The sequence below is a fragment of the Sphingosinicella soli genome (assembly GCF_014199685.1).
Classification (GTDB): domain Bacteria; phylum Pseudomonadota; class Alphaproteobacteria; order Sphingomonadales; family Sphingomonadaceae; genus Sphingosinicella; species Sphingosinicella soli.
In genome coordinates this window covers 15,990-42,008 of the sequence record NZ_JACHNZ010000007.1, presented here as the reverse complement: position 1 = coordinate 42,008, position 26,019 = coordinate 15,990, and the positions used below count along the sequence as shown (strand labels likewise).

29 protein-coding genes and 1 pseudogene are annotated in these 26,019 nt (G+C 66.5%); 15 read left to right on the top strand and 15 right to left on the bottom strand.

The window, feature by feature from the left end; all coding sequences use genetic code 11:
• Positions 1-141: 141 nt before the first annotated feature.
• The gene (locus GGQ98_RS04310; RefSeq protein ID WP_184065642.1) at positions 142-1,506 is read right to left on the bottom strand and encodes an ABC transporter permease; all 1,365 of its coding nucleotides are present in this window, start codon (positions 1,504-1,506) and stop codon (positions 142-144) included.
• Positions 1,503-2,441 (bottom strand): ABC transporter ATP-binding protein, encoded by a 939-nt coding sequence (locus tag GGQ98_RS04305; protein WP_184065639.1) that lies wholly within the window; start codon positions 2,439-2,441, stop codon positions 1,503-1,505. Before GGQ98_RS04305 ends, GGQ98_RS04310 begins: the two co-directional genes overlap by 4 nt.
• A 49-nt stretch (positions 2,442-2,490) precedes the next feature.
• Here GGQ98_RS04305 and queG point away from each other — a divergent pair, with 49 nt between their 5' ends.
• Complete coding sequence (queG, locus tag GGQ98_RS04300; protein ID WP_184065636.1) at positions 2,491-3,648, top strand: tRNA epoxyqueuosine(34) reductase QueG; 1,158 nt, start codon at positions 2,491-2,493, stop codon at positions 3,646-3,648.
• Here the strand turns inward: queG and GGQ98_RS18290 are convergent.
• A pseudogene (locus GGQ98_RS18290) lies at positions 3,628-4,200 on the bottom strand (EI24 domain-containing protein); the annotation flags it as partial. The gene queG and the pseudogene GGQ98_RS18290 overlap by 21 nt on opposite strands.
• A gap of 86 nt (positions 4,201-4,286) precedes the next feature.
• Here GGQ98_RS18290 and GGQ98_RS04295 point away from each other — a divergent pair.
• Positions 4,287-5,276 (top strand): adenosine kinase, encoded by a 990-nt coding sequence (locus GGQ98_RS04295; protein WP_184065634.1) that lies wholly within the window; start codon positions 4,287-4,289, stop codon positions 5,274-5,276.
• 59 nt (positions 5,277-5,335) lie between these two features.
• On the opposite strand, the gene GGQ98_RS04290 is transcribed toward GGQ98_RS04295, so the two are convergent.
• The 8 genes from GGQ98_RS04290 to GGQ98_RS04255 form a co-directional block, all read right to left on the bottom strand.
• A complete protein-coding gene (locus tag GGQ98_RS04290; RefSeq protein ID WP_184065631.1) occupies positions 5,336-6,919 on the bottom strand; it encodes an amino acid permease in 1,584 nt (527 codons plus the stop codon).
• A gap of 110 nt (positions 6,920-7,029) precedes the next feature.
• A complete protein-coding gene (locus GGQ98_RS04285) occupies positions 7,030-7,410 on the bottom strand; it encodes an HIT domain-containing protein (RefSeq protein ID WP_184065628.1) in 381 nt (126 codons plus the stop codon).
• 2 nt (positions 7,411-7,412) lie between these two features.
• Complete coding sequence (locus GGQ98_RS04280; protein ID WP_184065624.1) at positions 7,413-7,745, bottom strand: phosphoribosyl-ATP diphosphatase; 333 nt, start codon at positions 7,743-7,745, stop codon at positions 7,413-7,415.
• A 31-nt stretch (positions 7,746-7,776) separates the two neighbouring features.
• Positions 7,777-8,538 (bottom strand): imidazole glycerol phosphate synthase subunit HisF, encoded by a 762-nt coding sequence (gene hisF, locus GGQ98_RS04275; protein ID WP_184065622.1) that lies wholly within the window; start codon positions 8,536-8,538, stop codon positions 7,777-7,779.
• A complete protein-coding gene (hisA, locus tag GGQ98_RS04270) occupies positions 8,535-9,263 on the bottom strand; it encodes a 1-(5-phosphoribosyl)-5-[(5-phosphoribosylamino)methylideneamino]imidazole-4-carboxamide isomerase (RefSeq protein ID WP_184065619.1) in 729 nt (242 codons plus the stop codon). The genes hisF and hisA overlap by 4 nt, the downstream gene beginning before the upstream one ends.
• 127 nt (positions 9,264-9,390) lie before the next feature.
• Positions 9,391-10,047 (bottom strand): imidazole glycerol phosphate synthase subunit HisH, encoded by a 657-nt coding sequence (gene hisH, locus GGQ98_RS04265; protein ID WP_184065616.1) that lies wholly within the window; start codon positions 10,045-10,047, stop codon positions 9,391-9,393.
• Positions 10,048-10,081: 34 nt separating this feature from the next.
• Complete coding sequence (gene hisB, locus GGQ98_RS04260) at positions 10,082-10,681, bottom strand: imidazoleglycerol-phosphate dehydratase HisB (protein WP_184065613.1); 600 nt, start codon at positions 10,679-10,681, stop codon at positions 10,082-10,084.
• Entirely contained in the window at positions 10,678-12,012 is a 1,335-nt protein-coding gene (locus tag GGQ98_RS04255; protein WP_184065610.1) for a PQQ-dependent sugar dehydrogenase, read from the bottom strand. The genes hisB and GGQ98_RS04255 overlap by 4 nt, the downstream gene beginning before the upstream one ends.
• Positions 12,013-12,105: 93 nt before the next feature.
• Between GGQ98_RS04255 and hslV the strand changes: the two genes are divergently transcribed.
• Both hslV and hslU read left to right on the top strand, forming a co-directional pair.
• Positions 12,106-12,657, top strand: a complete 552-nt coding sequence (hslV, locus tag GGQ98_RS04250; protein WP_184065607.1) for an ATP-dependent protease subunit HslV — start codon at positions 12,106-12,108, stop codon at positions 12,655-12,657.
• A complete protein-coding gene (gene hslU / locus GGQ98_RS04245; protein WP_424141346.1) occupies positions 12,654-13,985 on the top strand; it encodes an ATP-dependent protease ATPase subunit HslU in 1,332 nt (443 codons plus the stop codon). The genes hslV and hslU overlap by 4 nt, the downstream gene beginning before the upstream one ends.
• A 46-nt stretch (positions 13,986-14,031) precedes the next feature.
• Here the strand turns inward: hslU and GGQ98_RS04240 are convergent, their stop codons facing one another.
• From GGQ98_RS04240 to GGQ98_RS04225, 4 genes are all read right to left on the bottom strand, one after another.
• Positions 14,032-15,015 (bottom strand): I78 family peptidase inhibitor, encoded by a 984-nt coding sequence (locus GGQ98_RS04240; RefSeq protein WP_184065604.1) that lies wholly within the window; start codon positions 15,013-15,015, stop codon positions 14,032-14,034.
• A 58-nt stretch (positions 15,016-15,073) separates the two neighbouring features.
• Positions 15,074-15,604, bottom strand: coding sequence for a Smr/MutS family protein (locus GGQ98_RS18615; protein ID WP_184065601.1), 531 nt, complete (start codon positions 15,602-15,604; stop codon positions 15,074-15,076).
• Complete coding sequence (mltA, locus tag GGQ98_RS04230; RefSeq protein WP_184065598.1) at positions 15,588-16,814, bottom strand: MltA domain-containing protein; 1,227 nt, start codon at positions 16,812-16,814, stop codon at positions 15,588-15,590. Before mltA ends, GGQ98_RS18615 begins: the two co-directional genes overlap by 17 nt.
• A gap of 86 nt (positions 16,815-16,900) precedes the next feature.
• A complete protein-coding gene (locus tag GGQ98_RS04225) occupies positions 16,901-17,557 on the bottom strand; it encodes a Tim44/TimA family putative adaptor protein (RefSeq protein ID WP_184065784.1) in 657 nt (218 codons plus the stop codon).
• A 215-nt stretch (positions 17,558-17,772) separates the two neighbouring features.
• Here GGQ98_RS04225 and secB point away from each other — a divergent pair, with 215 nt between their 5' ends.
• From secB to GGQ98_RS04170, 11 genes are all read left to right on the top strand, one after another.
• Complete coding sequence (gene secB, locus GGQ98_RS04220; protein WP_184065595.1) at positions 17,773-18,309, top strand: protein-export chaperone SecB; 537 nt, start codon at positions 17,773-17,775, stop codon at positions 18,307-18,309.
• Between the two features lie 22 nt (positions 18,310-18,331).
• Positions 18,332-19,894, top strand: a complete 1,563-nt coding sequence (gene murJ / locus GGQ98_RS04215; protein ID WP_184065592.1) for a murein biosynthesis integral membrane protein MurJ — start codon at positions 18,332-18,334, stop codon at positions 19,892-19,894.
• 35 nt (positions 19,895-19,929) lie between these two features.
• Positions 19,930-20,940 (top strand): tryptophan--tRNA ligase, encoded by a 1,011-nt coding sequence (gene trpS / locus GGQ98_RS04210; protein WP_184065589.1) that lies wholly within the window; start codon positions 19,930-19,932, stop codon positions 20,938-20,940.
• A gap of 91 nt (positions 20,941-21,031) precedes the next feature.
• Complete coding sequence (locus GGQ98_RS04205; RefSeq protein ID WP_184065586.1) at positions 21,032-21,694, top strand: DUF4136 domain-containing protein; 663 nt, start codon at positions 21,032-21,034, stop codon at positions 21,692-21,694.
• Positions 21,695-21,752: 58 nt separating this feature from the next.
• Positions 21,753-22,703, top strand: coding sequence for a DUF2333 family protein (locus GGQ98_RS04200; protein ID WP_184065583.1), 951 nt, complete (start codon positions 21,753-21,755; stop codon positions 22,701-22,703).
• Entirely contained in the window at positions 22,700-23,161 is a 462-nt protein-coding gene (locus GGQ98_RS04195) for a universal stress protein (protein ID WP_207791247.1), read from the top strand. The genes GGQ98_RS04200 and GGQ98_RS04195 overlap by 4 nt, the downstream gene beginning before the upstream one ends.
• Positions 23,162-23,239: 78 nt before the next feature.
• Positions 23,240-23,794: a NifU family protein gene (locus GGQ98_RS04190; RefSeq protein WP_184065580.1), complete on the top strand. Its 555-nt coding sequence runs from the start codon at positions 23,240-23,242 to the stop codon at positions 23,792-23,794.
• 29 nt (positions 23,795-23,823) lie between these two features.
• Entirely contained in the window at positions 23,824-24,417 is a 594-nt protein-coding gene (locus GGQ98_RS04185) for a malonic semialdehyde reductase (protein ID WP_184065577.1), read from the top strand.
• Entirely contained in the window at positions 24,417-25,031 is a 615-nt protein-coding gene (tsaB, locus tag GGQ98_RS04180) for a tRNA (adenosine(37)-N6)-threonylcarbamoyltransferase complex dimerization subunit type 1 TsaB (protein ID WP_341534129.1), read from the top strand. The genes GGQ98_RS04185 and tsaB overlap by 1 nt, the downstream gene beginning before the upstream one ends.
• On the top strand, positions 25,031-25,486 hold the full coding sequence (locus tag GGQ98_RS04175; protein WP_184065574.1) for a GNAT family N-acetyltransferase: 456 nt from the start codon (positions 25,031-25,033) through the stop codon (positions 25,484-25,486). Before tsaB ends, GGQ98_RS04175 begins: the two co-directional genes overlap by 1 nt.
• A gap of 99 nt (positions 25,487-25,585) precedes the next feature.
• The gene (locus GGQ98_RS04170) at positions 25,586-26,005 is read left to right on the top strand and encodes a Ros/MucR family transcriptional regulator (protein ID WP_184065571.1); all 420 of its coding nucleotides are present in this window, start codon (positions 25,586-25,588) and stop codon (positions 26,003-26,005) included.
• Positions 26,006-26,019: the final 14 nt, after the last annotated feature.

The window sequence follows — 26,019 nt, the reverse complement described above, 5'->3', positions numbered from 1 at the left end:
CGAAGAAAAGCGAGACCTTTGTGTGACAGCCGAAGGCGCCCGCGCTGCATCGTTATGTTGAAGCGCGACTCAAGCGACGAGATCAGGGCATTGGAACAAAGGGCTGAATCAACGGCCTGGGCGGAATGCCGATCCGTCTCTTCAAGCCGCTTTCGGTTTCAGGCCCGCCAGCTGGCGCAAGCTGGGCGGCGAGCCTGAGCGCAGCACGCCGTAGCGGAACAGGCGCGCGGCAAGTGCGATGACCAGCGCCGCGAAGGCGAGTTGCCACGCGATCGACGCCAGATGGATGCCGAGACCCGTATCGGCGGCGGCGCGGCCCAGCATCATGTAGGGCGCCGACAGCGGAAACCACGACACGATCTGAAACCAGAGCCCGCCGGGGTTCGCGAGCGCGCCGAGCGTCGAGATCAGGATCACCATCTGCAGGATGGTGACGGGCATCGAAAGCGTCTGCACCTCGCGGATCGTGGAGCAGAGGCTGCCGATGCCGAGATAGATCGCGCCGTAGATGAGATAGGCGCAGGTGAAATAGGCGACGCCGAGCACCAGCAGTTCGGGCCAGCCGCGCGGCGGCATGGGGATCAGCCCGGCGGGAAGCTGCGCCGCCGCCAGCATCAAGCCGCCGCCGAAGAGCAGCCCCCAGACGGTGACGCCGATCAGCGAGACGGCGAGCATCGCGATGAGCTTGCCCGCGTAGATCGCCGGAACCGGCACGGCGGCGACCAGCACCTCTATGATCTTGTTCGATTTTTCTTCGACCATGTTGGACAGAAGCGCGCCCGCGAGCAGCGAAATCAGCGCGAAAAGCACCGTCGCGGCGCCCGTGGCGAGGATCGGCGCGCCGCGCCGCTGCGCCTGCGGCGCCGGGTCGCCGAGCACGGCGAGCGTGATGTCCGGCTGGGCCGCGCGCATGGCCTCCATACGATCGGAAAGCCCCTCCGCCGCAAGCGTACGGCGCATCCACGCCAGGCCCGCGAGCGTGCGGATGCGCTCGGCATCCTGCACCTTGCCGCGCGTCAACAGCATCAGGCCGTCCGGCTTCACGACGAGCGCCGCGCCGAAACGGCTTTTGCCGGTGAGCAGACGGCGGGCTTGCTCTTCAGGATCGCCGTGGATGATGACCTGCACGAATGCGGGCGCACGGCGCGGCGCCATCGCCGCCACGTCGGCGCGTTTCGCCAGCGCATCGAGCTGCGTATCGGAAAGCAGTGCCGCGGGGCGCGCAAACGCCGCCGTGTCGCCGTGCGCGGCGCGCAGACGATCATAGGCATTCCGGGTCTGCTCGCGCGCGGCCGCAGCCTGCACCCAGGGCGCGAAATCACCCGCAGGATCAACCACCGCGACCGCCTGCGGCGGCGGCGCGGCATCGCGCGGACCGCCGACGAGCGAGGCGAACACGGCGAAGGCGAGGCCGATGACCGGCATCGCGAGCCAGACGAGGAAGCCGCGCGACAGGATCGTCGCCATGATATCGCGGCGCGCGATGGTGAGCGTTGCGCGGATCATGCGGCCTCCGGTGTTTCAGCGCGCAGTGCGCCGTCGCCGACGATGGTGACGAAGGCGTCGTGCAGTGTCGGCCGCTCGATGTGCATGTCGCGGATGCCGCTTCCCGTTTCGATGAGGCATGCGAGCAGCGGCTCGATACCGCCCGGCGGCAAAGGGAAACGATAGGCGTTTCCCGGGCCGGGCAGGATATCGACCGTGCTGCCCGGCGGCAGCATCGCGTGCAGATTCGAGAGCGGCCGATCGGTGACGAGGACGACACGCGACGGCAGATGCGCGCGCGCGGCGCCCACGCTTCCCGAAAAGCGGGTGCGCCCGTGCGCGATGATGACGAGGCCGTCGCACATGCGCTCGGCATGCGCCATAACGTGCGTGGAGAACAATATGGTCGCGCCGCGCGCCCGCTCGGCATGGATCATCGCTTCGAGATCCTGCTGGTTGACCGGATCGAGCCCTGAAAAGGGCTCGTCGAGGACGATGAGATCGGGGCGGTTCACGAAGGTGGCGAGCAGTTGCACCTTCTGCGCCATGCCTTTCGAGAAGGTGCGGATACGCGCGGTCGCTTCCCCGCCGAGGCCGTTCGCCGCGAGCAGTTCGTCCGCCCGCGTGCGGCCCTCCGCAAGGGACATGCCGCGCAGGGCGCCGACATACGCGATCGCCTCCCGCGCGGTCATCGCCGGATAGAGGCCGCGTTCTTCGGGAAGATAGCCGACCCGCGCCGCGACCGAGAGCGGCCGATCCGTGCCGAGCAGGCGGCGATGTCCGCCGTCGGGCTCCAGAATGCCGAGCAGCATGCGCAGCGTCGTCGTCTTGCCCGCGCCGTTCTGGCCGAGGAAGCCGTAGATGGCGCCCGCAGGCACGCGAAGATCGACACCCGCCACCGCCTGCTTGTCGCCGAAGCGTTTGGAGAGGTTTTCAGCTTCGATGGCGTAGTTCAAACACCTGATCCCTTCACACGCAGGCCCGCGACGATGCTATGAATAGATCGTGGATACGAACAAAATCTTGAAGGACTTGAACGCGAAGGCGGCGGAGCTGGGCTTTTCCGCCATCGGCATCGCACCCGCCGACGCCGCGCCTGCCGCAGGCGCGCGGCTGAGGGCGTGGATCGCCGACGGCCGCCACGGCGACATGCTGTGGATGGCGGAAAAGGCCGATCGCCGCGAAAGCCCGCGCGCGCTGTGGAGCGATGTGAAATCCATCATCATGCTGGGCATGAGCTATGCGCCGGGGCTGGATCCGCTGCGCCACGCGGGGCACCCCGACATCGGTGTGATTTCGGTCTACGCGCAGGGGCAGGACTATCACGACACGATCAAGGCGCGGCTGAAGACGCTGGCGCGCTGGCTGCTGGCGGCGACAGGCGAGGGCGAGGTGAAGGTGTTCGTGGACACCGCGCCGGTGATGGAAAAGCCGCTCGCCGCCGCCGCCGGGATCGGCTGGCAGGGGAAGCACACGAATCTCGTCAGCCGCGACCACGGCAGCTGGCTGTTCCTGGGCGCGATCTACACGACGCTGGAGCTTCCCGCCGATGCGCCGCACGCCGACCGCTGCGGTTCGTGCGACGCGTGCCAGCGCGCGTGCCCGACCGACGCCTTCACGGGGCCCTACAGCCTCGACGCGCGGCGGTGCATCTCGTACCTGACCATCGAGCTGAAAGGCCCGATTCCGCACGAATTCCGGCGCGCGATCGGCAATCGTATTTACGGCTGCGACGATTGCCTGGCCGTGTGCCCCTGGAACCGCTTCGCCAAGGCCTCCGCCGAGGCGGCGTTCCTGCCGCGCGCCGAACTGACCGCGCCGCGCCTCGCCGAGCTTGCCGCGCTCGACGAGGCGGGGTTCCGGCAGGTGTTCGCCGGATCGCCGGTCAAGCGGATCGGCCGCGACCGTTTCGTGCGCAACGTCGCCATTGCGCTCGGCAACAGCGGGGCTGCCGGTGCGGCGCCGGTGCTGAAGCGGTTGACCGAGGATGCGTCGGAACTGGTGCGCGAGGCGGCGGCGTGGGGCCTTTCAGCGCTTGCCGACGATCTGGAACGCATGCGCGGCGAGCGCGGCGGCGATGATCGGCGCGAACAGGTTGAGGACGGGCACGAGGAACAGCGGCGCGGCAGTGAGGCCGAGACGGAGCCGCAGCGCACGGTTTGATGCAACCAGCGCCGACGCCTGCGCGCGCGGCATGTGGCGAACCGCGACCATCTCCAGAAGATCACGGCCCATCAGCCAGCCGTTGACGGCGGTGAACAGGAGGAGCGGGCCCACCGCCGTGAACAGCAGCAGCACATAGACGGGCGCTAGCGCAAGGTTCCACAGCACGACGCGCAGCGCGGAGGCGAGCGCGAGCATCCCGGCCTCAGCCATGGTCACGCGGCGATGCGCCGCTGCGCGGGGGTAGTGGCGGTCCTCCACGGCATCGACGACATCGTCGAGGAACAGGCCCATGACGCCGGTGGCGATGCCGGGGAACAGGAACCAGCCGCCGATGAGGACGATGGGCAGCGCCGCCCAGTCCGCCGCATCCGCCCAGAAACGCTGCATCCATAGCGGCAGCGGCGGCGCGCTGCTGCCGCTGAGCCAGAGATCGAGACCGAACCAGACGCCCGCGAGGACGAGGAGCGTCAGCACGATCGATTTCAGGAACACGGCGACAAGGCGCCGGTCGGAGAGCTGGACGAGGACGCGCGGGAGTTCAGCGAGCATTTGCCGAGACTAGCACCGAAGGTTGCGGACGGCGAGACGCGCCGCTAGGGGTCGGGTTTCCCCCTCTTCTCAGGTGAAAACGCCCGATGACCAGCACCTACGACATCGTCGTGATGGGCAACGCCCTTGTCGATGTGATCGCGTCCGCCGACGATGCCTTCCTTGCGGAAAACGGCCTGCAGAAAGGATCGATGCACCTGATCGATACCGCAGAGGCGGAGCGCCTGTACGGCCGCATGGGGCCGGGGCGCGAGGTTTCGGGCGGATCGGGCTCCAACGCCGCCGTGGGCATGGCGGCACTCGGCCGGCGGGTGAACTTCATCGGGCGGGTTTCAGGAGACCAGCTCGGCGAGGTGTTCGCGCACGACATGCGCGCGTCGGGCGTCGACTATACGACGCCTTACGCGGCGGACGGCACACCGACGGGGCGCTGCCTGATCCTGGTGACGCCCGACGCGCAGCGCACGATGAACACCTTCCTGGGCACCAGCGCGATGCTGAGCACGGCGGACGTGGACTACGACCTGATCGCGGCGAGCCCGCTGACCTACCTGGAAGGCTATTTGTGGGACGCCGCCGATCCGCGCGCCGCGATGGAAAAGGCCTGCGCGGTGGCGCATGCAAACGGGCGGCGCGTGTCGTTCACGCTTTCCGACGTGTTCTGCGTGGAGCGTCACCGGGCCGACTTCCTGCGCCTGGCGCGCGGCGGCGCGGATATCCTGTTCGCCAACGAGAACGAACTGAAGAGCCTTTACGAAACGGACGACTTCGACGTTGCCGTCGCGGCGCAGCGCGGGGCCTGCGAGGTGAGCGTCATCACCCGGTCCGAGAAGGGCGCGGTCGTGCTGACGAAGGACGCGGCGATCACGGTTCCGGCCGAGCCCGCCGCGCGCATTATCGACACGACGGGCGCGGGCGACCTGTTCGCGGGCGGGTTCCTTGCCGGTTTCTCCGAAGGCCGCGCGCTGCGCGACTGCGCGGTGATGGGCGCGGTGGCGGCGGCGGAAGTCATCAGCCACTTCGGCGCGCGCCCCGAGGCCGATCTCGCCGCGCTCGTCGCGAAACGGCTGGGCTGAAAAGCGGCTGGGCTGAAAACAGGTCGGCCCGGTTCTGGTGAGAACCGGGCCGATCCGTATCAGGCCTGCTTGCCGCCCGGGGTCGGCGCGCCCGGCATCGGGGGCACCGGCTGCGGCGGCACATCGGGATCGGCTTCCGGCACATCGATGATACCGCGGCCGACATGGCTCTTGCGGTAGCCGTAGGCGAAGTACAGCAGAAGGCCGAGGGCGCCCCAGAGCGGCAGCACGATCTTCGCATCGAACGGCAGCGCGAAGTAAAGCGACACGCAGCCGATCACCGTGAGCGGACCAACCAGCCAAAGCGCCGGGGTGCGGAACGGCCGCGCGCGGTGCGGATCGCGCTTGCGGAGCAGCATCACCGCGATCGCCACCATCATGAACGCGAACAGCGTGCCCGCGTTCGCGATATCGGCGAGCTTGCCGACCGGCAGGAACGCCGCCGTGAAGGTGACGGCAAGGCCGGTGATCAGCGTGATGATGTGCGGCGTCTTCCACTTCGGGTGGATCGTGGAGAGCTTTTCCGGCAGCAGGCCATCGCGCGACATCACGAAGAAGATGCGCGTCTGGCCGAACAGCATGACGAGAATGACCGACGGCAACGCAAGGAAAGCAGCGAGACCGATGAGATTGCCGATGTTGAGATAGCCGACCTCGCGCAGAACGTGGGCAAGCGCTTCCTTCGAGCAGGCGAGCGGTTCCTGACCTGCCGCCATCAGCGTGGCGCAGCGCGCGCCGAGTTCGGCCGAACCGGGGGTCAGCCATTCGCCGAGCGCCGAGGTGACCGGCTGCGACCCGAGCGGCGAACCGATCGCGCCCGCAGCGACGAGCATGTAGAAGACCGTGCAGATCGCGAGTGAGCCGATCAGACCGATCGGCACGTTGCGCTGCGGGTTCTTCGTTTCCTCCGCCGCCGTCGAGACGGCGTCGAAACCCACATAGGCGAAAAAGATGGAGGCTGCGGCGCCGACGATGCCCGCGCCGCCCGAACCGAACCAGCCCTGCGGCGCAAACGGTTCGAAGTTTTCCATACGCATCACCGGCAATGCGAGCACGATGAACGCGGTGAGCGCCACCACCTTGATGGCGACCAGCACGGCATTGACGCGCGCGCTTTCCGTGGTGCCGAGCATAAGAAGCCAGGTGATGAGAAGCGCGATGACGACAGCGGGGAGATTGATGATGCCGCCGGGCACGTACGGCCCGGAGATGAGCGCGATCGGCAGGTCTATATCGAACCAGCCCTTGACCTGGCCGACGAAATAGCCCGACCAGCCGACCGAAACCGCGCTCGCCGCCACGGCATATTCAAGCACCAGCGCCCAGCCGACCATCCAGGCAAGCAGCTCGCCCATGACGGCATAGGTATAGGTGTAGGCGGAGCCCGAAACGGGCACCATCGAGGCGATTTCCGAATAGCAGAGCGCCGCAACCACGCAGACCGAGCCCGCGATGATGAAGCTGACGATCATGCCGGGGCCGGCCTTCTGCGCGGCCTCCGACGTGAGCACGAAGATGCCCGTGCCGATGATGGCGCCGACGCCGAGCAGCGTCAGTTGCAGCGCGCCGAGCGAGCGGTGAAGCGACTTCTTCTGAGCCGTCGCCAGAATGGCGTCGAGCGATTTGACACGACCAAAAATCATTCGGGAATTCCCCCCAACAAAAATACGCGCCCTGCTCCCCAGCCAAGGCTGAAACAATGTTGCGTGGTCTAGCGGTTTTCACGCCGACCACAAACTGAAAAGCACCAGATTCAGGGCGTCACGAGCATCGCGCCGAGTTTTTTCCCGCCGAAGATGTGCACATGGAGGTGCGGCACCTCCTGATGCGAATGGGGTCCGGCGTTGGCGAGCAGGCGATAGCCCGTCTCCTCGATGCCGAGCTCGCGCGCGACGGCGCCGACCGCGCGCACGAAACCGGCGATTTCAGCGTCCGCCGCCTTCGCCGCGAAATCCGCCCAGCTGACGTAGCGGCCCTTCGGGATCACCAGCACATGCGTCGGCGCCTGCGGATTGATGTCGTGGAACGCGAAGGCGTAATCGTCTTCATAGACCGGCTTTGCCGGTATCTCGCCGCGCAGGATGCGCGCGAAGATGTTGTCGTCGTCGTATGGCTCCAGCGTTTCGACGCCCAAGATCAGTCTCCCGGTGTTTCGGTTTTTCTGGCGGCTTTTTCGGCAATGCCCGATACGCCCTCGCGCCGGGCGAGCTCGGCATCGATATCGCCCGGCGTGATGCCCGCGTGCGCCCAGAGGACGGACAGGTGGAACAGCAGGTCGGCGCTTTCGCCGATCAGTTCCGCGCGGTCGTCCTTCACGGCGGCGATGACGGCTTCCACAGCCTCCTCGCCCACCTTCTGCGCGATCTTCGCGCGGCCCTTCACGAAGAGCTTCGCGACGTAGCTTTCAGCAGGATCGGCGGCGCGGCGCGAGGCGACGATGGCGGCGAGGCGTTCGAGGGTGGCGGTCATGCCCGGACCCTGACGCCGGAGGCGCGAGGCGTCAACGGTTTCGCACCCTGATCCCGGCGGCGCGCATCGCCGCGCGCGCATCGCCGATCGTCGCTTCGCCGAAATGGAAGATGGACGCGGCGAGCACCGCAGAGGCGTGGCCCTCGCGAACCCCCTCCACCAGATGCGCCACGTTGCCGACGCCGCCGCTGGCGATGACGGGCACGGGCACCGAATCGGCGATGGTGCGGGTGAGCGCGAGATCGAAGCCCGACTTCGTGCCGTCGCGGTCCATCGAGGTGAGCAGGATTTCGCCCGCGCCCTTGTCGACCACGGCAAGCGCGAACTCCAACGCATCGATGCCCGTGGCCTTGCGCCCGCCGTGCGTGAAGATTTCCCAGCGGCCGGTACCGGACTGGCGCGCATCGATGGCGACGACGACGCACTGCGACCCGAAATGTTCGGCAAGCGCGGTGACGACACCGGGATCGCGCACGGCGGCGCTGTTGATCGCCACCTTGTCGGCGCCCGCAAGCAGCAGCGCGCGCGCATCGTCGATCGAGCGGACACCGCCGCCCACGGTCAAAGGCACGAAGCACTGGTCCGCCGTGCGCTGGACGATATCGAGCAGCGTGCCGCGATCCTCGTGCGTCGCGGTGATATCGAGGAAGCAGATCTCGTCGGCGCCCGCCGCGTCATAGGCCTTCGCGGCTTCCACCGGATCGCCGGCATCGCGAAGATCGACGAAGTTTACGCCCTTCACGACGCGGCCGTTCGCCACGTCGAGGCAGGGGATGATCCGCACGGCGCTCATGCGGCGATGGCGAGCGCTCGGCCGAGATCGAGACGGCCGTCGTAGATGGCACGGCCGCAAATCACGCCCGCGATGCCGTCTGCCGCGATCGCCTTCAGCGCGTGGATGTCCGCCTCCCCCGCGACGCCGCCGCTGGCGATGACGGGGAGCGTCTGCGCCTGCGCGAGCGCGTGCGTCGCTTCGAGATTGACGCCCTTGAGGAGCCCGTCGCGTCCGACATCGGTGAACAGCACGGCGGCGACGCCCGCATCTTCGAAGCGGCGGGCGAGATCGACGACCGGCATGTCGGACGCCTCCGCCCAGCCTTCGGTCGCGACCATGCCGCCCTTCGCATCGACCGCGACGACGATCCGGCCGGGATACGCCTTTGCGGCGGCTTTCACGAAATCGGGATCTTTCAGCGCCGCAGTGCCGATGACGGCGCGCGTGACGCCGCGCGCGAACCAGCTTTCGACAGCGGCCATGTCGCGGATACCCCCGCCGAGCTGCACCTTGCCGGTGAAGGCGGCAACGATTCGCGCCACCACATCGCCGTTGACGCTGCGGCCCGCGAAGGCGCCGTCGAGATCGACGACGTGCAGCCACGCGGCGCCGCCGCGCGCGAAGACGGCCGCCTGCGCGGCGGGATCATCGGAATAAATCGTGGCGCGCGCCATATCGCCCTCGGCGAGGCGCACGACCTGACCGGATTTGAGATCGATGGCGGGGAAGATCGTGAATGACATTGCGGGGCTGCATTAGAGCATTTTCAAGTCAGGTGGAAACACCTGACGGCTCGGAAAATGCGGTAAGCAAAGAAAATCTGATCACGGTCCGATCGAGGCGATCGGATCGTGGTCCAACCCGGCCGGATTACGGCGTCCAGCCCAGAAACGTCGCGAGGAACGAGAGACCGTAATGCTGGCTCTTTTCCGGGTGAAACTGCGCGCCGAGAATATTGTCGCGCCCGATGATCGCCGCGACCGGCCCGCCGTAATCGCAGGTGGCGAGCAGATGCGAATGATCGGTGCATTCGAAATGAAAACTGTGCACGAAATAGGCCTCGCCGCCATCCTCGATGCGGCTGAGCGCATCGTGGTTGATGCCCGCGAGCTTCATCGACACCGGCGACCAGCCCATGTGCGGAATCTTGAGGTTCGGATCATGCGGATCGAGCTTCACGACCTTGCCGGGAATCCAGCCGAGGCCCTGGTAGACGCCCTTTTCCTCGCCGCGCTTGGCGAGAAGCTGCATGCCGACGCAAATGCCGAGGAACGGACGCTGCTTCACGAGCACGACCTCGCTCAGCGCATCTTCCATGCCGGCGATCGCGCGGAGCGACGTCGCGCACTGGCCGAACGCGCCGACGCCCGGAAGCACGATGCGATCCGCCTGCGATGCCGTGGAGGGGCTGTCCGTAACGACGATCTGCACCGCGACGCCGATTTCGTTCGAAGCCGCTTCAAGCGCCTTCGCCACCGAGCGCAGGTTGCCCGCGCCGTAATCGATGACTGCAATCCGTTCCGCCATACCGTGCCTGTGCCTGATCCTTAGAGGTTCCCGGTCAGCCGCCCAGAACGCCCTTGGTGCTCGGCACGCTGTCCGCCTTGCGCTGATCGATCTCCGTCGCCGTACGCAAGGCTCTCGCCAGACCCTTAAAGCAGGATTCGATAATATGATGTGAATTTTCGCCCGAAAGCTGCTCGATATGCAGTGTCATGCCGACGCTGCCCGCGAAACTGTGGAACCAGTGCGGGAACAGTTCGGTATCCATTTCGCCGAGGCGCGCCTGCGGGATCGAGACCTTCCAGACCGTGAACGGACGGCCCGAGATATCGAGCGCGACGCGGGTGAGCGCCTCGTCCATCGGCGAGAGCGCATCGCCGTAGCGGCGGATGCCGCGCTTTTCGCCGAGCGCCTTGTGGATCGCGTCGCCGAGCGCGATGCCGCAATCCTCCACGGTGTGGTGCTGATCGATATGCAGGTCGCCCTTGCAGCTGAGCTTCACGTCGATCAGCGAGTGGCGCGAAAGCTGCTCCAGCATGTGATCGAAGAAGCCGATGCCGGTTTCGATCTCGTATTGCCCGGTGCCGTCGAGATTCACCTCGACGGAAATATCGGTCTCGTTCGTCTTGCGGACGATGCTTGCGGTGCGCGCGGTCATTCCGGCGCTATAGCGGGTTCGGCGGCGGGCTCAAGGCTCTTGAGACCATTGCCGAGACCCGGACCCGTCACGCGCCAGACGCGGCCGCCGACATCGTCCGCCACCAGAAGCGCGCCCGTGCGATCGAACGCGACGCCGACGGGACGGCCCTTCGCATGATCGCCGACGAGGAAGCCGGTGAGGATATCGCGCGGCATCCCGGCGGGTTTTCCGCCCGCGAAGGGTACGAAGATAACCTTGTAGCCCGAGTGGGGCTTGCGGTTCCACGAGCCGTGCTGGCCGACGTAGGCGCCGCTGCCGTCGGGCGCGAAGGCGAGGCCGAGGCTCGCGGTGTGGGCGCCGAGCGCATAATCGGGCTTGATGGCCTTCGCGACGAGATCGGGGCGTTTCGGATCGGGGCGCGTATCGACGTTCCCGCCATAGTAGCTGTAGGGCCAGCCGTAGAAGCCGCCGTCCTTCACGCTTGTCATGTAATCGGGCACGAGATCGCTGCCGAGCGCGTCGCGTTCGTTCACCGCGGTCCAGAGCTGCCCGGTGACGGGATTCCAGTCCATGCCCACCGGATTGCGGAGGCCGGTCGCAAAGAGGCGCGATGCGCCGGTCGCGAGGTCGATCTCGTGGATGGCGGCTCGGCCTTCCTCCACCGCCATGCCGCCTTCCGCGACGTTGGAGACGGAGCCGACGGCGACGTAGAGTTTGCTGCTGTCCGCGCTCGCGAGCAGGTTGCGCGTCCAGTGGCCGGTGCTCTCGCCCTTGCGCGGCAGGTCGATCAGCCTGGTGCCGACGCCTGTGAGCGATGTGGCACCCTCCGTATAGGGCCATGCGCGCACGTCGGCGTAGTTGCCGACGTAAAAACGATCCCCGACGAGCGCCATGCCGAAGGGCGAGCCGAGACCTTCGGCCAGGAACGGGCCGCGCGTATCCACCACGCCGTCGCCGTCCGCATCGCGGAGCAGGGTAATGCGGTCGGCAGAGGGCGCGCCCGCGCCCGCCTTGCCCATGATATAGGCCTCGATGCGGCCCATGAGGCCCTTGACCGGGCGCGGCGGCTTGTTCGATTCGGCAACGAGGATGTCGCCGCCGGGCAGGCGGTATATCCAGCGCGGGTGCGCGAGGCCTTCGGCGAAGAGCGCGACGGAATAGCCCTCCGCAGCGACCGGCGTTTCCCCCGCCGCCCACGGTTTCGCGTCCGCGATGTTCACCGTGGGCAGGAGCGTCTGCACGGGTTCAGGCAGTTTCGGATCGGTGCCGGTGCCGTCCTCCACGCTGAGCTTCGCGGTATCCCCGCACGCGGCGAGCGCAAGCAGTGCAACAACGATGGCGGTTCTCATGATGCTCTCCCGGCGCGGAATTGAAGCGCGCCTTTCACTTCCTATATCAGCAGGCAAGCACTCTCACATCCACACGAAAGATACTTTCCAGACATGGCAGACCAGGTGATGCACGGCACGACCATCCTTGCCGTGCGCAAGAACGGCAAGGTGGTGATCGCAGGCGACGGACAGGTCAGCCTGGGCAACACCGTGATGAAGGGCGACGCCAAGAAAGTGCGGCGCCTGGGCGACGGCAGCGTAATCGGCGGCTTCGCCGGCGCGACCGCCGACGCCTTCACGCTGTTCGAGCGGCTGGAGGCGAAGCTGGAACGCTTCCCCGGCCAGCTGAAGCGCGCGGCGGTGGAACTCGCCAAGGACTGGCGGACCGACCGCTACCTGCGGCGGCTGGAGGCGATGATGATCGTCGCCGACCGCGAGGTGACGCTGGTTTTGACCGGCACGGGCGACGTGCTGGAGCCCGAGCACAACGTGACCGCGATCGGTTCGGGCGGCAACTACGCGCTTTCCGCCGCGCGGGCGCTGATCGACATCGACGGGCTTTCGGCGGACGACGTGGCGAACAGGGCCATGGGAATCGCCGCCGAAATCTGCGTTTTCACCAACACCAATCTCACCATTGAAACGCTGGAGGCGGCAAAGTGAACGTCGAAGCTCCCATCAGGCCCGCCGAGACCATCTCGGCACTGACCCCCAAGGCCGTCGTCGCCGCGCTCGACCGCTATATCGTCGGCCAGAACGACGCGAAGCGCGCGGTCGCCGTCGCGCTGCGCAACCGCTGGCGGCGGCAGCAGCTGCCCGAGGACATGCGCGACGAGGTCAGCCCCAAGAACATCCTGATGATCGGGCCGACGGGCTGCGGCAAGACGGAGATCAGCCGCCGCCTCGCAAAGCTCGCCGAAGCGCCGTTCCTGAAGGTGGAAGCGACCAAGTTCACCGAGGTCGGCTACGTCGGCCGCGATGTCGAGCAGATCATCCGCGATCTCGTGGAGGAGGCCATCCGCCTGGTCCGCGAGCAGAAGCGCAAGGGCGTGCGCGCGCAGGCCGAACAGGCCGCCGAGGCGCGCGTGCTGGACGCGCTCGTCGGCAAGGACGCAAGCGGCGCGACGCGCGACCGCTTCCGCGAGAAGCTGCTCGCGGGCGAGCTTTCCGACAAGGAGATCGAGATCGAGGTCGACGAGGCGCCGCAGATGCCCTTCGAGATCCCCGGCATGACCGGGCAGGTCGGCATGATCGACCTGGGCGGCATGTTCGGCAAACTCGGCGGCCAGCGCACGAAGAAGCGCAAGCTGAAGGTGCGGCAGGCGTGGGAGGCGCTCGTCAACGAGGAATCCGACAAGCGGCTCGACCAGGAAGAGGTGAACCGCGAGGCGATCGTCTCCGCCGAGCAGAACGGCATCGTGTTCCTCGACGAGATCGACAAGATCGCGGTGTCGGACGTGCGCGGCGGCTCCGTCTCGCGCGAAGGCGTGCAGCGCGATCTGCTGCCGCTGATCGAGGGAACCACCGTGGCGACGAAATACGGCCCGGTGAAGACCGACCACATCCTGTTCATCGCATCGGGCGCGTTCCATGTCGCGAAGCCGTCGGACCTGCTGCCCGAGCTTCAGGGGCGCCTGCCGATCCGGGTGGAGCTGAAAGGCCTGACGGAAGCGGATTTCCGCCGCATCCTGACGGACACCGAAGTTTCACTGGTGGGGCAATACGCCGCGCTGATGGGCACCGAGGGCGTGACGCTGGAATTCACCGACGACGCGATCGACGCGATCGCGCGGATCGCGGCGCAGGTGAACGACCGCATCGAGAACATCGGCGCGCGGCGGTTGCAGACCGTGCTCGAAAAGCTGCTCGAGGAGATCAGCTTCGATGCTTCGGATCGCGGCGGCACCGCAGTGAAGATCGACGCGGCTTACGTCGATGCGCAGCTTTCGGACATCGCGCGCGACAACGACCTTTCGAAGTATATTCTGTAGCCAGCCCCTCTCCCCGGCCCTCTCCCCGGCGGGGAGAGGGAGAAACTCAGCCGCAGGAAACGCGGGTGATGTTTCCGGCTTCGTCGGTTGAAATCGTGAGCCGGTCGGGGCGGAAATCCATCGTGACCGCGCCGTTCGGCGGCACGACGCGCGCGGTGCGGGCGCCGGTGGCCTTCTTCATCTCGCCCACGGTCGCCTCGTCGGCGGGCCGGCCGATGAAACTTTGGGCCTTCTCCACATCGCAGGCCATCGCGAGATCATCCTTGGGTGCGCCGTCGGGCTTGCTGAATTTGTAGACGATCCGGTCGGTCTTGCCGCGCACGGCGGGATCGAACACCGATTTCGAGAGGTCGTCGCCAGGCACGCGAAGCACATCCGATTCGCCTTCGAAGACGAAACCGGCGCGCTCGAAATCCGCGCGGACCACGGCGGGATCGATGCGGTGCGTCTTGTCGACCTCGGCGCGCGTGTCGCCGCCCGCGGGGCCGACATGGTCGATCACCCCGACAATACCGCCGGACTTCATCGCGCCGTAGAGCGTGGCGAGCAGCAGGGCCGGATCGGTGCGGACGAGCTTGTATTCGGCGCTTTCCCAATACGCATCGTGATAAACGAGGTGAAAGAGCGCGAAATCGAAGCTGGCGGGTGCAAGCGCGAGGTCGGGCATGAACGTGCTGAACACGGCGACATTCTTCACGCGGACGCGCAAGCTCTGCCACGCCGTTTTCACCGGGTCGCTTTCCCCGATGCCGGAGGGATTCCACGCGACGACCATGCCCTTCGGGCCGACGGCGCGCGCCATGATTTCGCTGTAGTAGCCGCGCCCCGCCATGAAATCGAAGGCGCGGTCGCCGCGTTCAAGGCCGAGGAACTTGAGGACTTCGGCGGGCTTGCGGCTTTCATCGAGCTTCGCTTCATCTGCAGGGCGGTCTTTGGCGGCAACGGCGACCGTGATGGCGGCGGGCGCGGCCTCCACGGGCAATGCGGGCATGAGCAGCGCGGCGGCAAGCAGCAGGAACGTCTTCGACATCGGTGGTCTCCCCTGAGTCCTGTTTCCGATCATGCCACTCGGCGAGACGAGCGTACAGCTAGCGCTTGCGCCGCAGGATCACATACCAGGCGCCGCCGCCGCCGTGGCGGGGATGCGCGGGGCGGATGGCGGCGATGAACGGACGAAGCGCCGGGGTTGCCGCCCAGCGGGAGAAACTGGCGGCAATGACACCGCGCGGGCGGCCATCCTCGTCCGCAGGCCGGATCTTACCGGTGATGACGAGCAGCGTGCGCACATCGTCGCGCCACGCGCGTTCCAGTGCGCCGGCAAAGACGGTGTAAGCCTCGTCCTGCGTGTAGCCGTGGAGATCGACGGTGCGCTCCGCATCGAGGCTACCCCTGCGGATGCGGCGGTCCCAGCCGCCGTCGAGCGAGGCGCCGTCCGGCGGGGCCGCCGCGCGCTCGCGGGAAATCGCAGGCGCTTCGACCGGCTGCGGACGCACATGGACGCGGATGCGCGGGACTTCGGGCGGCGGCGCGGTGCGGGCTTTCAGCGGGCGGACGGACGCCTTGACCTTGGCCCAGAGCGCGTCTCCCGCGTCAGGCGGCGGTTCAGGTCGCCGCGCCACGGAGCAGACGCGCCGCCGCCGCCTTCGGCAGCAGGATGAAAGCGGCGCCTTCGCTGGAAAGCCCGCCCGCGATGGTGCGCGCGCGTTCGCCCGCCCCCCAGAACAGATCGAAGCGGTTTGCGCCCTTGATCGCGCCGCCGGTATCCTGCGCCACCATGAGCGCGGCGAACGGCTTCATGCCGCGATCGACATCGGTGTAGCGCGTGGCAAGCCATACGGGGGCGCCGAGCGGCACGAACATCGGATCGGCGGCGAGGCTGCGTTCGGGCGTGACCGGCGTTCCGAGCGCGCCCAGCGGACCTTCGCCGGTAAGCTCCTTGAAGAAGATGAAGCTCTTGTTCTCGTGCATGACCTTGCGGCCTTCGTCGGGGTTGGCGCGCAGCCAGCGCATGATGCCCTGCATCGACGCTTCACCCGGCGCGAGCAGGTTTCGATCGCGCAGCAACCGCCCGATGCCCACGTATTCGCGACCATTCTGGCCCGCATAACCGATTCGCATGACGCTGCCGTCGGGCAGGCGCAGGCGGCCCGAGCCCTGGATCTGGAGGAAGAAGAATTCCACCTCGTCCGCCGCCCAGGCGATCTCGAGGTTGCGATCGAAGAGCGCGCCGTTGTCGATGTCTTCGCGCGTCCAGTAGAGCTGATAGGCGCCGGTTTCATCGATCCGGCCGGTGGCCTTCTTCATCTGCCCCGGCTTTGCCGGATCGGGCTGATCGACGCGCACGAGGTCTTCGGGCACGCCGTAGATCGGCACCAGATAGCCGGGGCCGCGCGTGCGCGATCCTGCGATTTCAGGCTCGTAATAGCCGGTGACGAACGCCGCGCCGGTGCCGACGCGCACGGGAGTGAAGTTCAGCTCGAAAAAGGCGCGCGGGTCGGCGGCGGCAGGCACGAGATTGCACGCGGTTTCCCAGTCCGCCGCAATGGTCAGCCCGCTGACATCGGTGCGGCGCGTGACCGCGCGGCAGGATTTGCGGAATGCCGCGAGCGTCGCGGCGAAGTCGTTGGTTGCCCATCCCGGTATGTCTGCGAACGTCGCCGGGGCGGCGCCAAGCGCGGCTGCGGTGGCGGGCCCGGCGGGAGGCGTCGGGGTGGGGGCCGGGGCGGGCCGGGTGCCCGGAGAAACCGGCGCGGTGGGCGCGGTCTCCACGCGCGGCGACGCGCACGCGGCAATTGCGAGCAGCAGAAACAAGGGAATAAAACGGCGCACGCGAAAACTCCGGATGACGATCGGAGCGCAGGGCTAGCGGATTTCAGCGGCGGCGGGAATCCGCATTCGTCTCGAAAGTGCGGCGATCAGGCGTCTTCGTCGGTGTCGATGAGCAGCCAGTTCGGGTCCGCAGCGCCGGTGTGGCGGCTGAATGTCCAGATATCGTGCGACTGCACGGCATCGGAAACCGACCCGCTGACGACGTTGCCCGCCTTGTCGCGCGTGACGGCGACGAGATCGGCATCGAAACGCAGCGTCACCTCGGCCATTGCACCGCGAAGCTGCGCCGCGACGATTTCGACCTTTTCGAGCGACACCAGCCTGTTGTCGAGCGTGAGGCCTTCTTCTTCGCGGGCGGCAATCGCTTCCGCGAACTGATCCGCGATATCATCGGACACGAGCTCGCGCAGCGCCTCTGCATCACCCTTCCAGAAGGCTTCGAGAACCATGCGATAGGCCGCTTTCGCACCTTCGGCGAAACGCAGCGGATCGAACATGGGGTCGGCGGCGGCGATCGCGTTCAGCGACTCCTTCAGCGCGGGCGACATGTCGGCGGGAAGATCGAGCGGCGCGGCAGGCGGCAGATCGTAGCTGCCCGCACGCGGCGGCGCCTGCTGTTCGGCGGGGGCACGGCGAACGACATCGCCCACAGGCTCCTCGTGCCCCGTGCGACGGCCAAGTACGCTGACCAACCGCAGGGCGATGAACCCGGCGAGCATCGCCAGAACGACGATCTCGATCATTCCGCTGCTGTCGCCCATATCTCTACCTTCACGCGTCCCTTCAAACGTATTTCCTTAACAGCGCCGTGCCGTTCAGTCCACGCAGCTTAACCCGATTTCGGTTAAGATAGGCTATTCTGCGCCGCATACAAGGAACAGCGCCGCCTTGCGCCGGTTCCATGCGCCTGCTAGCGAGCGCGCCGTATTCCTGTCCAACAGAATTGAGATCCTGCACCATGGCCGAGAACGAAACGGGCGACGAAGGCTACATCAACGGCAACGGCGGCGAAGCGGCCGGTGACGCGGCGGGCGAAGCCATGCCGCAGGTGAGCATCCTTGCACAGTACGTGAAGGACCTGTCGTTCGAAAACCCCGGCGCTCCGGGATCGCTGCAGCAGGGTTCCGGTCAGCCCAAGATCGAGATCAACGTCAACGTCGGCGTCCGCCAGCAGAGCGAAAACGTCTATGAGGTGGAGCTGAAACTCTCCGCGAACGCCGCGTTCGAAAACGGCAAGACCGCCTTTATCACAGAGCTGCTCTACGGTGGCCTGTTCGGCCTGCAGAACGTGCCGCAGGAGCATCTGGAGCTGTTCCTCGTCGTCGAGGCGCCGCGCCAGCTGTTCCCGTTCGCGCGCCGCATCTTCGCGGACGCAACCCGCGACGGCGGCTTCCCGCCGCTGATGCTCGATCCGATCGACTTCGCGCAGCTTTACTTCGCGCGCCAGCAGCAGGCGGAGACCGCAGAACAATCCGGCGAAATCGGGCACGCCTGAGGCCCGGCGGGAGGCTGCGCCCATGTCGCTCGTCAAGAGCGTCGGCGTTATCGGCGGGCTGACCCTCGTCAGCCGCATTTTCGGCTTTGCCCGCGACATGCTGCTTTCGCGCCTGCTCGGTGCGGGCGCGGGCGCGGACGCCTTTTTTGTGGCGTTCAAGCTGCCCAACACCTTCCGCCGCCTGTTTGCCGAAGGCGCGTTCAGCGCCGCCTATGTGCCGATGTTCAGCAAGGAACTGCACGGGCCGGGCGGCAAGAAAGCCGCCGAGCGCTTCTCGGCGAACGTGCTTTCCGTGTTCCTGCCCGTGCTGCTGCTGTTCACCGCGCTGTTCGAGATCTTCATGCCCGGCATCGTCTGGCTGATGGCGAGCGCCTACCAGGACGTGCCGGGCAAGTTCGAGCTGACCGTCGAGCTGACGCGAATCGCCTTTCCCTATCTGCTGCTCATCAGCCTGGTGTCGCTGCTGTCGGGCGTGCTCAATTCGATGTCGAAGTTCGCCGCCGCCGCCGCCGCGCCGATCCTGCTCAACATCTGCCTGATCGGCGGCGTGCTGCTGTTCGGCAGCACGACCGGCGACAACGCCGAAACGGCGCGTGCGCTCGCGATTTCCGTGACTGTGGCGGGCGTCGTGCAGTTCGTGTGGCTGCTCTGGGCGGTGCGCCGGGCCGGGCTGACGCTGCGCCTGCGGCGCCCGCGCCTCGACCCCAAGGTGAAGCAGCTCGGCCGCATCATCGTGCCCGCCACGTTCGGCGCGGGCATCTACCAGCTTTCGCAGCTGATCGACACGTTCTTCGCGACACGGCTGGAAGAGGGCGCGATGAGCTTCCTGAACTACGCCGATCGCCTCAACCAGCTTCCGCTCGGCGTTGTCGGCATCGCGCTCGGCACGGCGATCCTGCCCGCGCTCAGCCGGCTCATCGCCCGCGAGGATGCGGACGGCGCGCAGCGGCTGCAGGGCACGGCGGTCGAGCTTTCGATGCTGCTGACGCTGCCCGCCGCCGCGGCGCTCGGCGTGGCCGCGCAGCCGATCGTCGAGGCGATCTTCCTCGGCGGGCGCTTCACGGCGGAGCATGTCGCCGCAACCGCGGGCGTGCTCGTGGCGCTCGTATCCGGGCTGCCCGCCTATGTGCTCATCAAGGTGCTGACGCCCGGCTTCTTCGCGCGCGGCGATACGAAGACGCCGGTGAAGACCGCCGCTGCGGCGCTGACCTTCAACGTCGCCGTGATCCTGCTGGTGATCGACCGATTCGGTATCGTGGGGCTCGCCGCCGCGACCGCCGTTTCCAGCTGGTTCAACTGCGCGATGCTCTACACGATCCTGCACCGGCGCGGGCATTTCACGCTGAGCGGCCAGGTCGTGCTGCGCGTGGCCAAGCAGCTTTTCGCTGCACTGGTGATGGCTGCGGGCCTGTGGTGGGTGACCGGCGCGCTCGGTTCCGCCTTCACCGCCGGGGCGCTCGCCCGCGCGGGGGCGCTGGCGGCGGTCGTGCTGACCGGGGCGACGCTCTATTTCGGCGTACTGTGGGTGATCGGCGGCTTCCACCGCGAACATCTCGCCAAGCTGAGGCGCGGCAACACCGCTTGACCTGTGCCCTGCGCGAAGCCTAACGGCGGCGCGCTATGACACAGACTTTTCAACCGCGCGTCTTTTCCGGCATCCAGCCGACCGGCAACCTGCACCTGGGCAATTACCTGGGCGCGATCCGCAACTGGGTCGACATGCAGCACCAGCACGAATGCGTCTATTGCATCGTGGACCTGCACGCGATCACGCTGTGGCAGGAGCCCGCAGCGCTGCGCCGGGGCATCCACGAGATGGCCGCCGCGCTGCTCGCGAGCGGCATCGATCCCGACCGCGCCGTGCTGTTCAACCAGAGCCAGGTGCACATGCACGCCGAGCTTTGCTGGATCCTGATGTGCACCGCGCGCATGGGCTGGATGCAGCGCATGACGCAGTTCAAGGAAAAATCGGGCAAGGACAAGGAAGGCGCCTCCGTCGGCCTGTTCGGCTATCCGGTGCTGCAGGCCGCCGACATCCTGGGCTACAAGGCGACGCACGTGCCGGTGGGCGAGGACCAGAAGCAGCACCTGGAGCTTTCCCGCGACATCGCGCAGAAGTTCAACACCGACTACGGCGTGGCGCTGTTCCCGCTGCCCGAGCCCGTGATCCAGGGCCCGGCGACGCGCGTGATGTCGCTGCGCGACGGCACCGCCAAGATGTCGAAATCAGACGCTTCGGACATGAGCCGAATCAACCTTTCCGACGACGTCGACGCGATCGCGCAGAAGATCAGGAAAGCGAAGACGGACGCCGAGCCGCTGCCCGGCGACCTCGCCGGGCTCGAGTCGCGACCCGAAGCGAAAAACCTCGTTTCGATCTATGCGGCGCTCGCCGGAACGACCGCGCAAGTGGTGCTGACGGAGTTCGAGGGCAAAGGCTTCGGCGCATTCAAGCCCGCGCTCGCCGATCTCACGGTGAGCGTTCTGGCGCCGATCGCCGCGCGTTTCCGTGAGCTTTGCGCCGATCCGGGCCATCTCGACGCCGTGCTGACGAAGGGCGCAGAGCGCGCCGACGCCATTTCGGCGCCGGTTCTCGCGGAGGTGAAACGGACTGTGGGGTTTCTCGGCTGAGGGCTTTGTAAATTCAGGGATCGTTCAGCCGCGCATATGCATTATATGAGCATGGCGATATCCTGAACGAGAAAGCCCTAAGGTGATTAGCATGAAACTGCCGAAGATTCTGTTGTCGCTGGGGGTGCTTGCGCTCGTGAGCGCATGCGCGACGCCCTTTACTGCCGATGTCTCCCGCTTCCAGCGCCTGCCGGCGCCGACAGGCGAGAGCTTCGCGATCGAAGCCCGCGATGCGACGCGATCGGGCGGACTCGAGTTCGCGCAATACGCCTCGTACGTCGAAAACAAGCTCGTTCAGCAGGGCTATCAGCGCGCCGCTTCCCCCGAAGCCGCCACACTCGTCGTCAAGCTCGACTACGGCGTCAACGACGGCCGTGAGAAGATCGACACTCGCTACACCGGTTTCGGCGCGGGTTACGGCTGGGGCGGATGGGGCGGATGGGGCTGGCCGCACTACAGCCGCTATCGCTACAGCCCTTATTACTGGAGCTCGTTCTACGACCCGTTCTGGGGTCCGGGCTTCGGCGGCGGCAGCGAAGTTTACAGCTACACCGTCTATCGCTCGTTCCTCGACATGGACATTGTCCGCAAGAACGGCGCGCCGGTATTCGAGGGCCGCGCAGAGGCGACGACGCGCTCATCCGACCTCACCAAGCTGGTGCCCAACCTCGTCGAGGCGATGTTCACGGGCTTCCCCGGCAATTCCGGGCAGACCCAGCGCGTGAAGATCGACCAGACGAACAGCAGCTCCTGACGATTTGCGATGGCGGTAGGGGTTTCCCTGCCGCCTCGACGCGCGCTAAGAACAACGCGTGGGTATATTCGACATCTTCCGCCGTCAGACGGTAAATCCCGTGACCGCCGCAAGCGCAGAGGCGAAGGGCATCAGCCTCGCCGGTCGCTTCGCCGCGATCCCGCGCTGGATGCTGCTGATCCTCGGGGCATTTTTCGCCGCTATCCTTTACTGGGGCGTTGTCGGCAGCCTGCTTTCCGATACCCGCGCCGACCTTACCGTGCGCCCCGGCACGACCGTATTGCCGCCTGGGGGAAGCGTTGCCGTCGCGACGGCCGCGATGCTGCTCGATCGGGCGCTGAACAAAGGCTGGACCCCCAACGACAGCCTGCTTCGCCCCACCGGTCTTCTGGAAGACATGCCCGCGTTCCAGCGCGGACAGCACGCCGCGATTCGCACATTCGTTTCCAGCTTCGATCAGGGCGTCGGCGGCGATCCCGAACTGAGCGAGGCCGTGGACGCGCTCGAGACGCCTCCTGACCGCGGCTGGCTGCACGGCGATTTTCCCTTCATCGGCGGCTCCGCAGAAAGCCGTTACCGCGATGCGATCGATGCGCTCGCGCGCTACAACCGCGCCGTTGCGGAGAGCGCCGCGCCGGGCGAAGGCGATGCCCGCGAGCTGCGGCTCGCGCTGCTCGGGCTCAACACCGCACTCGGCGAGGAAGCGGGCGCGGTGGACCGCATGATCGACGACAGCCGCGTGGGCAGCGCCGACGCACAGTTCAACGAGGTTCGCGGCGGCGCCTATGCCGCAGCCATGCTGATGCGCGGACTGCGCGAGGATTTCGGCACGACGATCGGCCAGAGACAGCTTGCCGCCACATGGGCTGAAACAACCGAAGCGCTCGATGCCGTCGCAGGGAAACGCCCGGCGTTCGGCGTCGGCAGGCAGGACCTCGTCGAGCAGGGCTATTATCTGATGCGCGCCCGCGAATCGCTGCGCACACTCGCGGCGGGTCTGGCACGATGACGGCGGTGCCCAACTATCTCGTCGTTGTCGACGACACCGACGAATCGGCGCTTGCCCTGCGGTATGCGGCGCTCCGCGCCAAGTCGAGCGGCGGCAACATCATGCTCGCCTATATCGTTCCCAAGGCCGAGTTCCTTCTTTCCGGCGGGCTTCAGGACATGATCGCCGCCGAAGCGCAGGAGGCTGCCGAGGCCCTGCTCGCCCGCAAGGCCGACGAGGTGATGGCGCTTTCCGGGCGGCGCCCCTCCCTGGAAATCCGCGAGGGAACGGTCGTCGATGAAGTCACCGGGATGCTGACGGAAAACAACGTCCACACGCTGATCCTCGGCGCCGCCGCCAAAGGCGCGCCCGGCCCCCTCGTCAGCCACTTTTCCGGCGAGCGCGCCGGCAACCTTCCCTGCGTGGTGGTGATCGTGCCCGGCGGGCTCGATGCCGAAGCGATCGACCGTCTGGCTTGATCCGGCGCGCAAGGCACGCCACATGGGCATGCATGAGGATGGGCCCCGCCCACGAACCACCACCCGAGGACCGCCGCCATGTTCATTGAAACCCAGGCCACACCCAATCCCGCGACCGTGAAGTTCCTTCCCGGGCGCGCCGTGATGCCTTCGGGCACGATCGATTTCGGATCCCCCGAAGCGGCGGAGGCATCGCCGCTCGCAAGCGCACTCTTCACGCTCGGCGATGTGACGGGCGTGTTCCTGGGCAGCGACTTCATCTCGGTGACGCGCGCCGAGGGCGGCGGCGACTGGCGCGAGCTGAAACCCCAGGTGCTCGGCATCATCGTCGATCATTTCGCCAGCGGTGCGCCGCTGCTGAACGAGATCGCCGCCGAAACCGAAATCGAGGACGATCCCGAAACGGCGGACATCGTCGCGCAGATCAGAGACCTTCTGGAAACGCGCATCCGCCCCGCCGTCGCGAACGACGGCGGCGACATCGTCTACAAGGGTTTCCGGGAAGGCGTCGTCTATCTGCAGATGCAGGGCGCCTGCTCGGGCTGCCCCTCTTCAACCGCGACGCTGAAGAACGGCATCGAAAATCTTCTGAAATACTATGTGCCGGAAGTCATCGACGTCCGCGCCGTCTGAGGGGCGCGGCAAGACAACAGGGAGTCCTTATGAACGATCATCTGCTGAGCGATCGCGACCTCGATCTTATCTTCCGTAACGCAAGGACGCACAACGACTGGTCCGACCGTCAGGTCTCCGACGTTCAGCTGCGCGCCGTGTACGACCTGATGCGGATGGGCCCGACGTCCGCAAACGCCTCTCCAGCGCGAATCGTGTTCGCCAAGAGCGCGGAAGCACGCGAGAAGCTCGCAGCCTGCGCATCGGGCGCCAATGGCCCGAAAATCCTGCAGGCGCCGGTGACGGCGATCATCGGCATGGACATGAAGTTCTACGATCACCTGCCGAAGCTTTTCCCGCATACCGACGCGCGCAGCTGGTTCACGGGCAACGACGCGATGATTCACGAAACCGCGTTCCGCAATTCGTCTCTGCAGGGGGCGTATTTCATGATCGCCGCGCGCGCGATCGGGCTGAATTGCGGCCCGATGTCGGGCTTCGACAAGGCGAAGGTCGATGCCGCGTTCTTCGCGGGCACCGCCATCGAGACGAATTTCCTCTGTGCGATCGGCTACGGCACGGAGAAGAACCTGTTCGAGCGCAGTCCGCGCCTGTCGTTCGAAGAGGCCGCGTCCATCGTCTGATGCTGCTTGCGATCGAAACCGGCACTGCCGCCTGTTCGGTCGCGCTGATCGAAGGCGCGCGCATCGTTGCAGCGCGGCATGAACGCATCGGCCGCGGCCATGCCGAGCGGCTCGTGCCGCTCGTCGAGGCCGTGCTTGCCGAAACGGGCATGCGGCCGCGCGCCATCGCAGTCGGCGTGGGACCGGGAAGTTTCACCGGACTCCGCGTCGGAATTGCCGCCGCGCGAGGCTTCGGGCTTGTCTGGAACGTGCCGGTCCACGGCTTTTCATCCACTGCGCTGATCGCCGCGAGCGTGTTTGCCGCGCAGGATGTCGCGCGCCTTGATGTGGTGATGGACGGAGGCCGCGGCGAGGTCTTCATGCAGGCCTTCGACAGGGATTTGCATGCGGCGGCGGCGGTCGCGGCGCTTTCCTACGGCAGCGCCGCCGCAGTTTGCCGGGGACCCCTCGCCGGAACCGGCGCGCCGTTTCTGCAGGAGGCCGGCAGCCTTGCCGCGATTCTTTCCGATGCGCCGCCCGACGCCCGCGATGTGCGGCTGTTGCCGCCCGAACTTCGGATGCTCGCGCCGACGCCTCTGTATGTGCGGGCACCGGATGCGAAGCTGCCCGCCTGATGCTTTTCCGAACTGTCACGATCGATGACGTCCCGGCGCTTGCGGCACTCATGTCGCGCGCGTTCGACGCCCGCTATGGGGAAGGCTGGAACGGCAGCCAGCTTTTGGGCACGCTCGCCATGCCCGGCACGCGATCGGAACTGGCGCTGATCGACGCGGCGCCGGCCGGCTTCACGTTGACGCGCAATACCGGCGAGGATTGCGAGCTTCTGCTGATCGCCGTCGACCCGGATCGGGGCGGGCAAGGTATCGGAACCGAACTGCTGCGAAGATCGACTGAATTCGCGAAACATTCGGGAATCCGGCGCATGTTCCTTGAAGTCCGCAGCGGCAACACCGGCGCGCTGAGGCTTTATGAACGCCGGGGTTTTGTCTGTGTCGGGCAACGGAAAGATTATTATGTCGGGGAAAATCATCTGCGTTTCGATGCGATAACCATGGCACTGTCATTCTAGACATCTGTTCAGTCACAACATGCGTTAAATCTTGCGAAAGCCATTCAGACGTTACATAAAACGCCCCGCCAACAACAAAATGGTCGGGGTCTCGGATTTATGAATGAACATAGCGACAATCATCAGGAACTACTTGCGCTGACAGCGGACATTGTATCGTCTCACGTCGCAAACAATACGGTGGCGGTTTCGGACCTTCCGAACCTGATCGAGAATATCTACTCGACACTTGCGAAGCTCGGCGGGGTGGTGGAACCTGTCAAGCCGAAGCAGGAGCCCGCAGTTTCGGTCCGCGCATCTATAAAGCCGGACTACATCGTCTGCCTGGAAGACGGCAAGAAGCTGAAGATGCTGAAGCGCCATCTCATGACGCACTACGGCATGACTCCGGACGACTATCGCGCGAAGTGGAACCTTCCCGCCGACTATCCCATGGTCGCGCCGAACTATGCGCTGCAGCGTCAGGCGCTCGCCAAGAAGATCGGCCTGGGGACCAAGCGGGCCGGCAAGCGCAAGTAGCTTCGGCATCCTTT

Excerpts from the sequence above, each read along its gene's own strand:
- trpS (WP_184065589.1), top strand. The coding sequence starts at position 19,930 with ATGACACAGACTTTTCAACCGCGCGTCTTTTCCGGCATCCAGCCGACC.
- murJ (WP_184065592.1), top strand. The coding sequence starts at position 18,332 with ATGTCGCTCGTCAAGAGCGTCGGCGTTATCGGCGGGCTGACCCTCGTC.
- GGQ98_RS04290 (WP_184065631.1), bottom strand. The coding sequence starts at position 6,919 with ATGATTTTTGGTCGTGTCAAATCGCTCGACGCCATTCTGGCGACGGCT.
- GGQ98_RS04225 (WP_184065784.1), bottom strand. The coding sequence starts at position 17,557 with ATGATCGAGATCGTCGTTCTGGCGATGCTCGCCGGGTTCATCGCCCTG.
- hisA (WP_184065619.1), bottom strand. The coding sequence starts at position 9,263 with ATGTCATTCACGATCTTCCCCGCCATCGATCTCAAATCCGGTCAGGTC.
- GGQ98_RS04310 (WP_184065642.1), bottom strand. The coding sequence starts at position 1,506 with ATGATCCGCGCAACGCTCACCATCGCGCGCCGCGATATCATGGCGACG.
- GGQ98_RS04175 (WP_184065574.1), top strand. The coding sequence starts at position 25,031 with ATGCTTTTCCGAACTGTCACGATCGATGACGTCCCGGCGCTTGCGGCA.
- GGQ98_RS04255 (WP_184065610.1), bottom strand. The coding sequence starts at position 12,012 with ATGAGAACCGCCATCGTTGTTGCACTGCTTGCGCTCGCCGCGTGCGGG.
- GGQ98_RS04205 (WP_184065586.1), top strand. The coding sequence starts at position 21,032 with ATGAAACTGCCGAAGATTCTGTTGTCGCTGGGGGTGCTTGCGCTCGTG.
- hslV (WP_184065607.1), top strand. The coding sequence starts at position 12,106 with ATGGCAGACCAGGTGATGCACGGCACGACCATCCTTGCCGTGCGCAAG.
- GGQ98_RS04295 (WP_184065634.1), top strand. The coding sequence starts at position 4,287 with ATGACCAGCACCTACGACATCGTCGTGATGGGCAACGCCCTTGTCGAT.
- hisF (WP_184065622.1), bottom strand. The coding sequence starts at position 8,538 with ATGAGCGCCGTGCGGATCATCCCCTGCCTCGACGTGGCGAACGGCCGC.
- tsaB (WP_341534129.1), top strand. The coding sequence starts at position 24,417 with ATGCTGCTTGCGATCGAAACCGGCACTGCCGCCTGTTCGGTCGCGCTG.
- GGQ98_RS04170 (WP_184065571.1), top strand. The coding sequence starts at position 25,586 with ATGAATGAACATAGCGACAATCATCAGGAACTACTTGCGCTGACAGCG.
- GGQ98_RS04240 (WP_184065604.1), bottom strand. The coding sequence starts at position 15,015 with ATGTCGAAGACGTTCCTGCTGCTTGCCGCCGCGCTGCTCATGCCCGCA.
- GGQ98_RS04185 (WP_184065577.1), top strand. The coding sequence starts at position 23,824 with ATGAACGATCATCTGCTGAGCGATCGCGACCTCGATCTTATCTTCCGT.
- hisB (WP_184065613.1), bottom strand. The coding sequence starts at position 10,681 with ATGACCGCGCGCACCGCAAGCATCGTCCGCAAGACGAACGAGACCGAT.
- secB (WP_184065595.1), top strand. The coding sequence starts at position 17,773 with ATGGCCGAGAACGAAACGGGCGACGAAGGCTACATCAACGGCAACGGC.
- GGQ98_RS04195 (WP_207791247.1), top strand. The coding sequence starts at position 22,700 with ATGACGGCGGTGCCCAACTATCTCGTCGTTGTCGACGACACCGACGAA.
- GGQ98_RS04280 (WP_184065624.1), bottom strand. The coding sequence starts at position 7,745 with ATGACCGCCACCCTCGAACGCCTCGCCGCCATCGTCGCCTCGCGCCGC.
- hisH (WP_184065616.1), bottom strand. The coding sequence starts at position 10,047 with ATGGCGGAACGGATTGCAGTCATCGATTACGGCGCGGGCAACCTGCGC.
- GGQ98_RS04190 (WP_184065580.1), top strand. The coding sequence starts at position 23,240 with ATGTTCATTGAAACCCAGGCCACACCCAATCCCGCGACCGTGAAGTTC.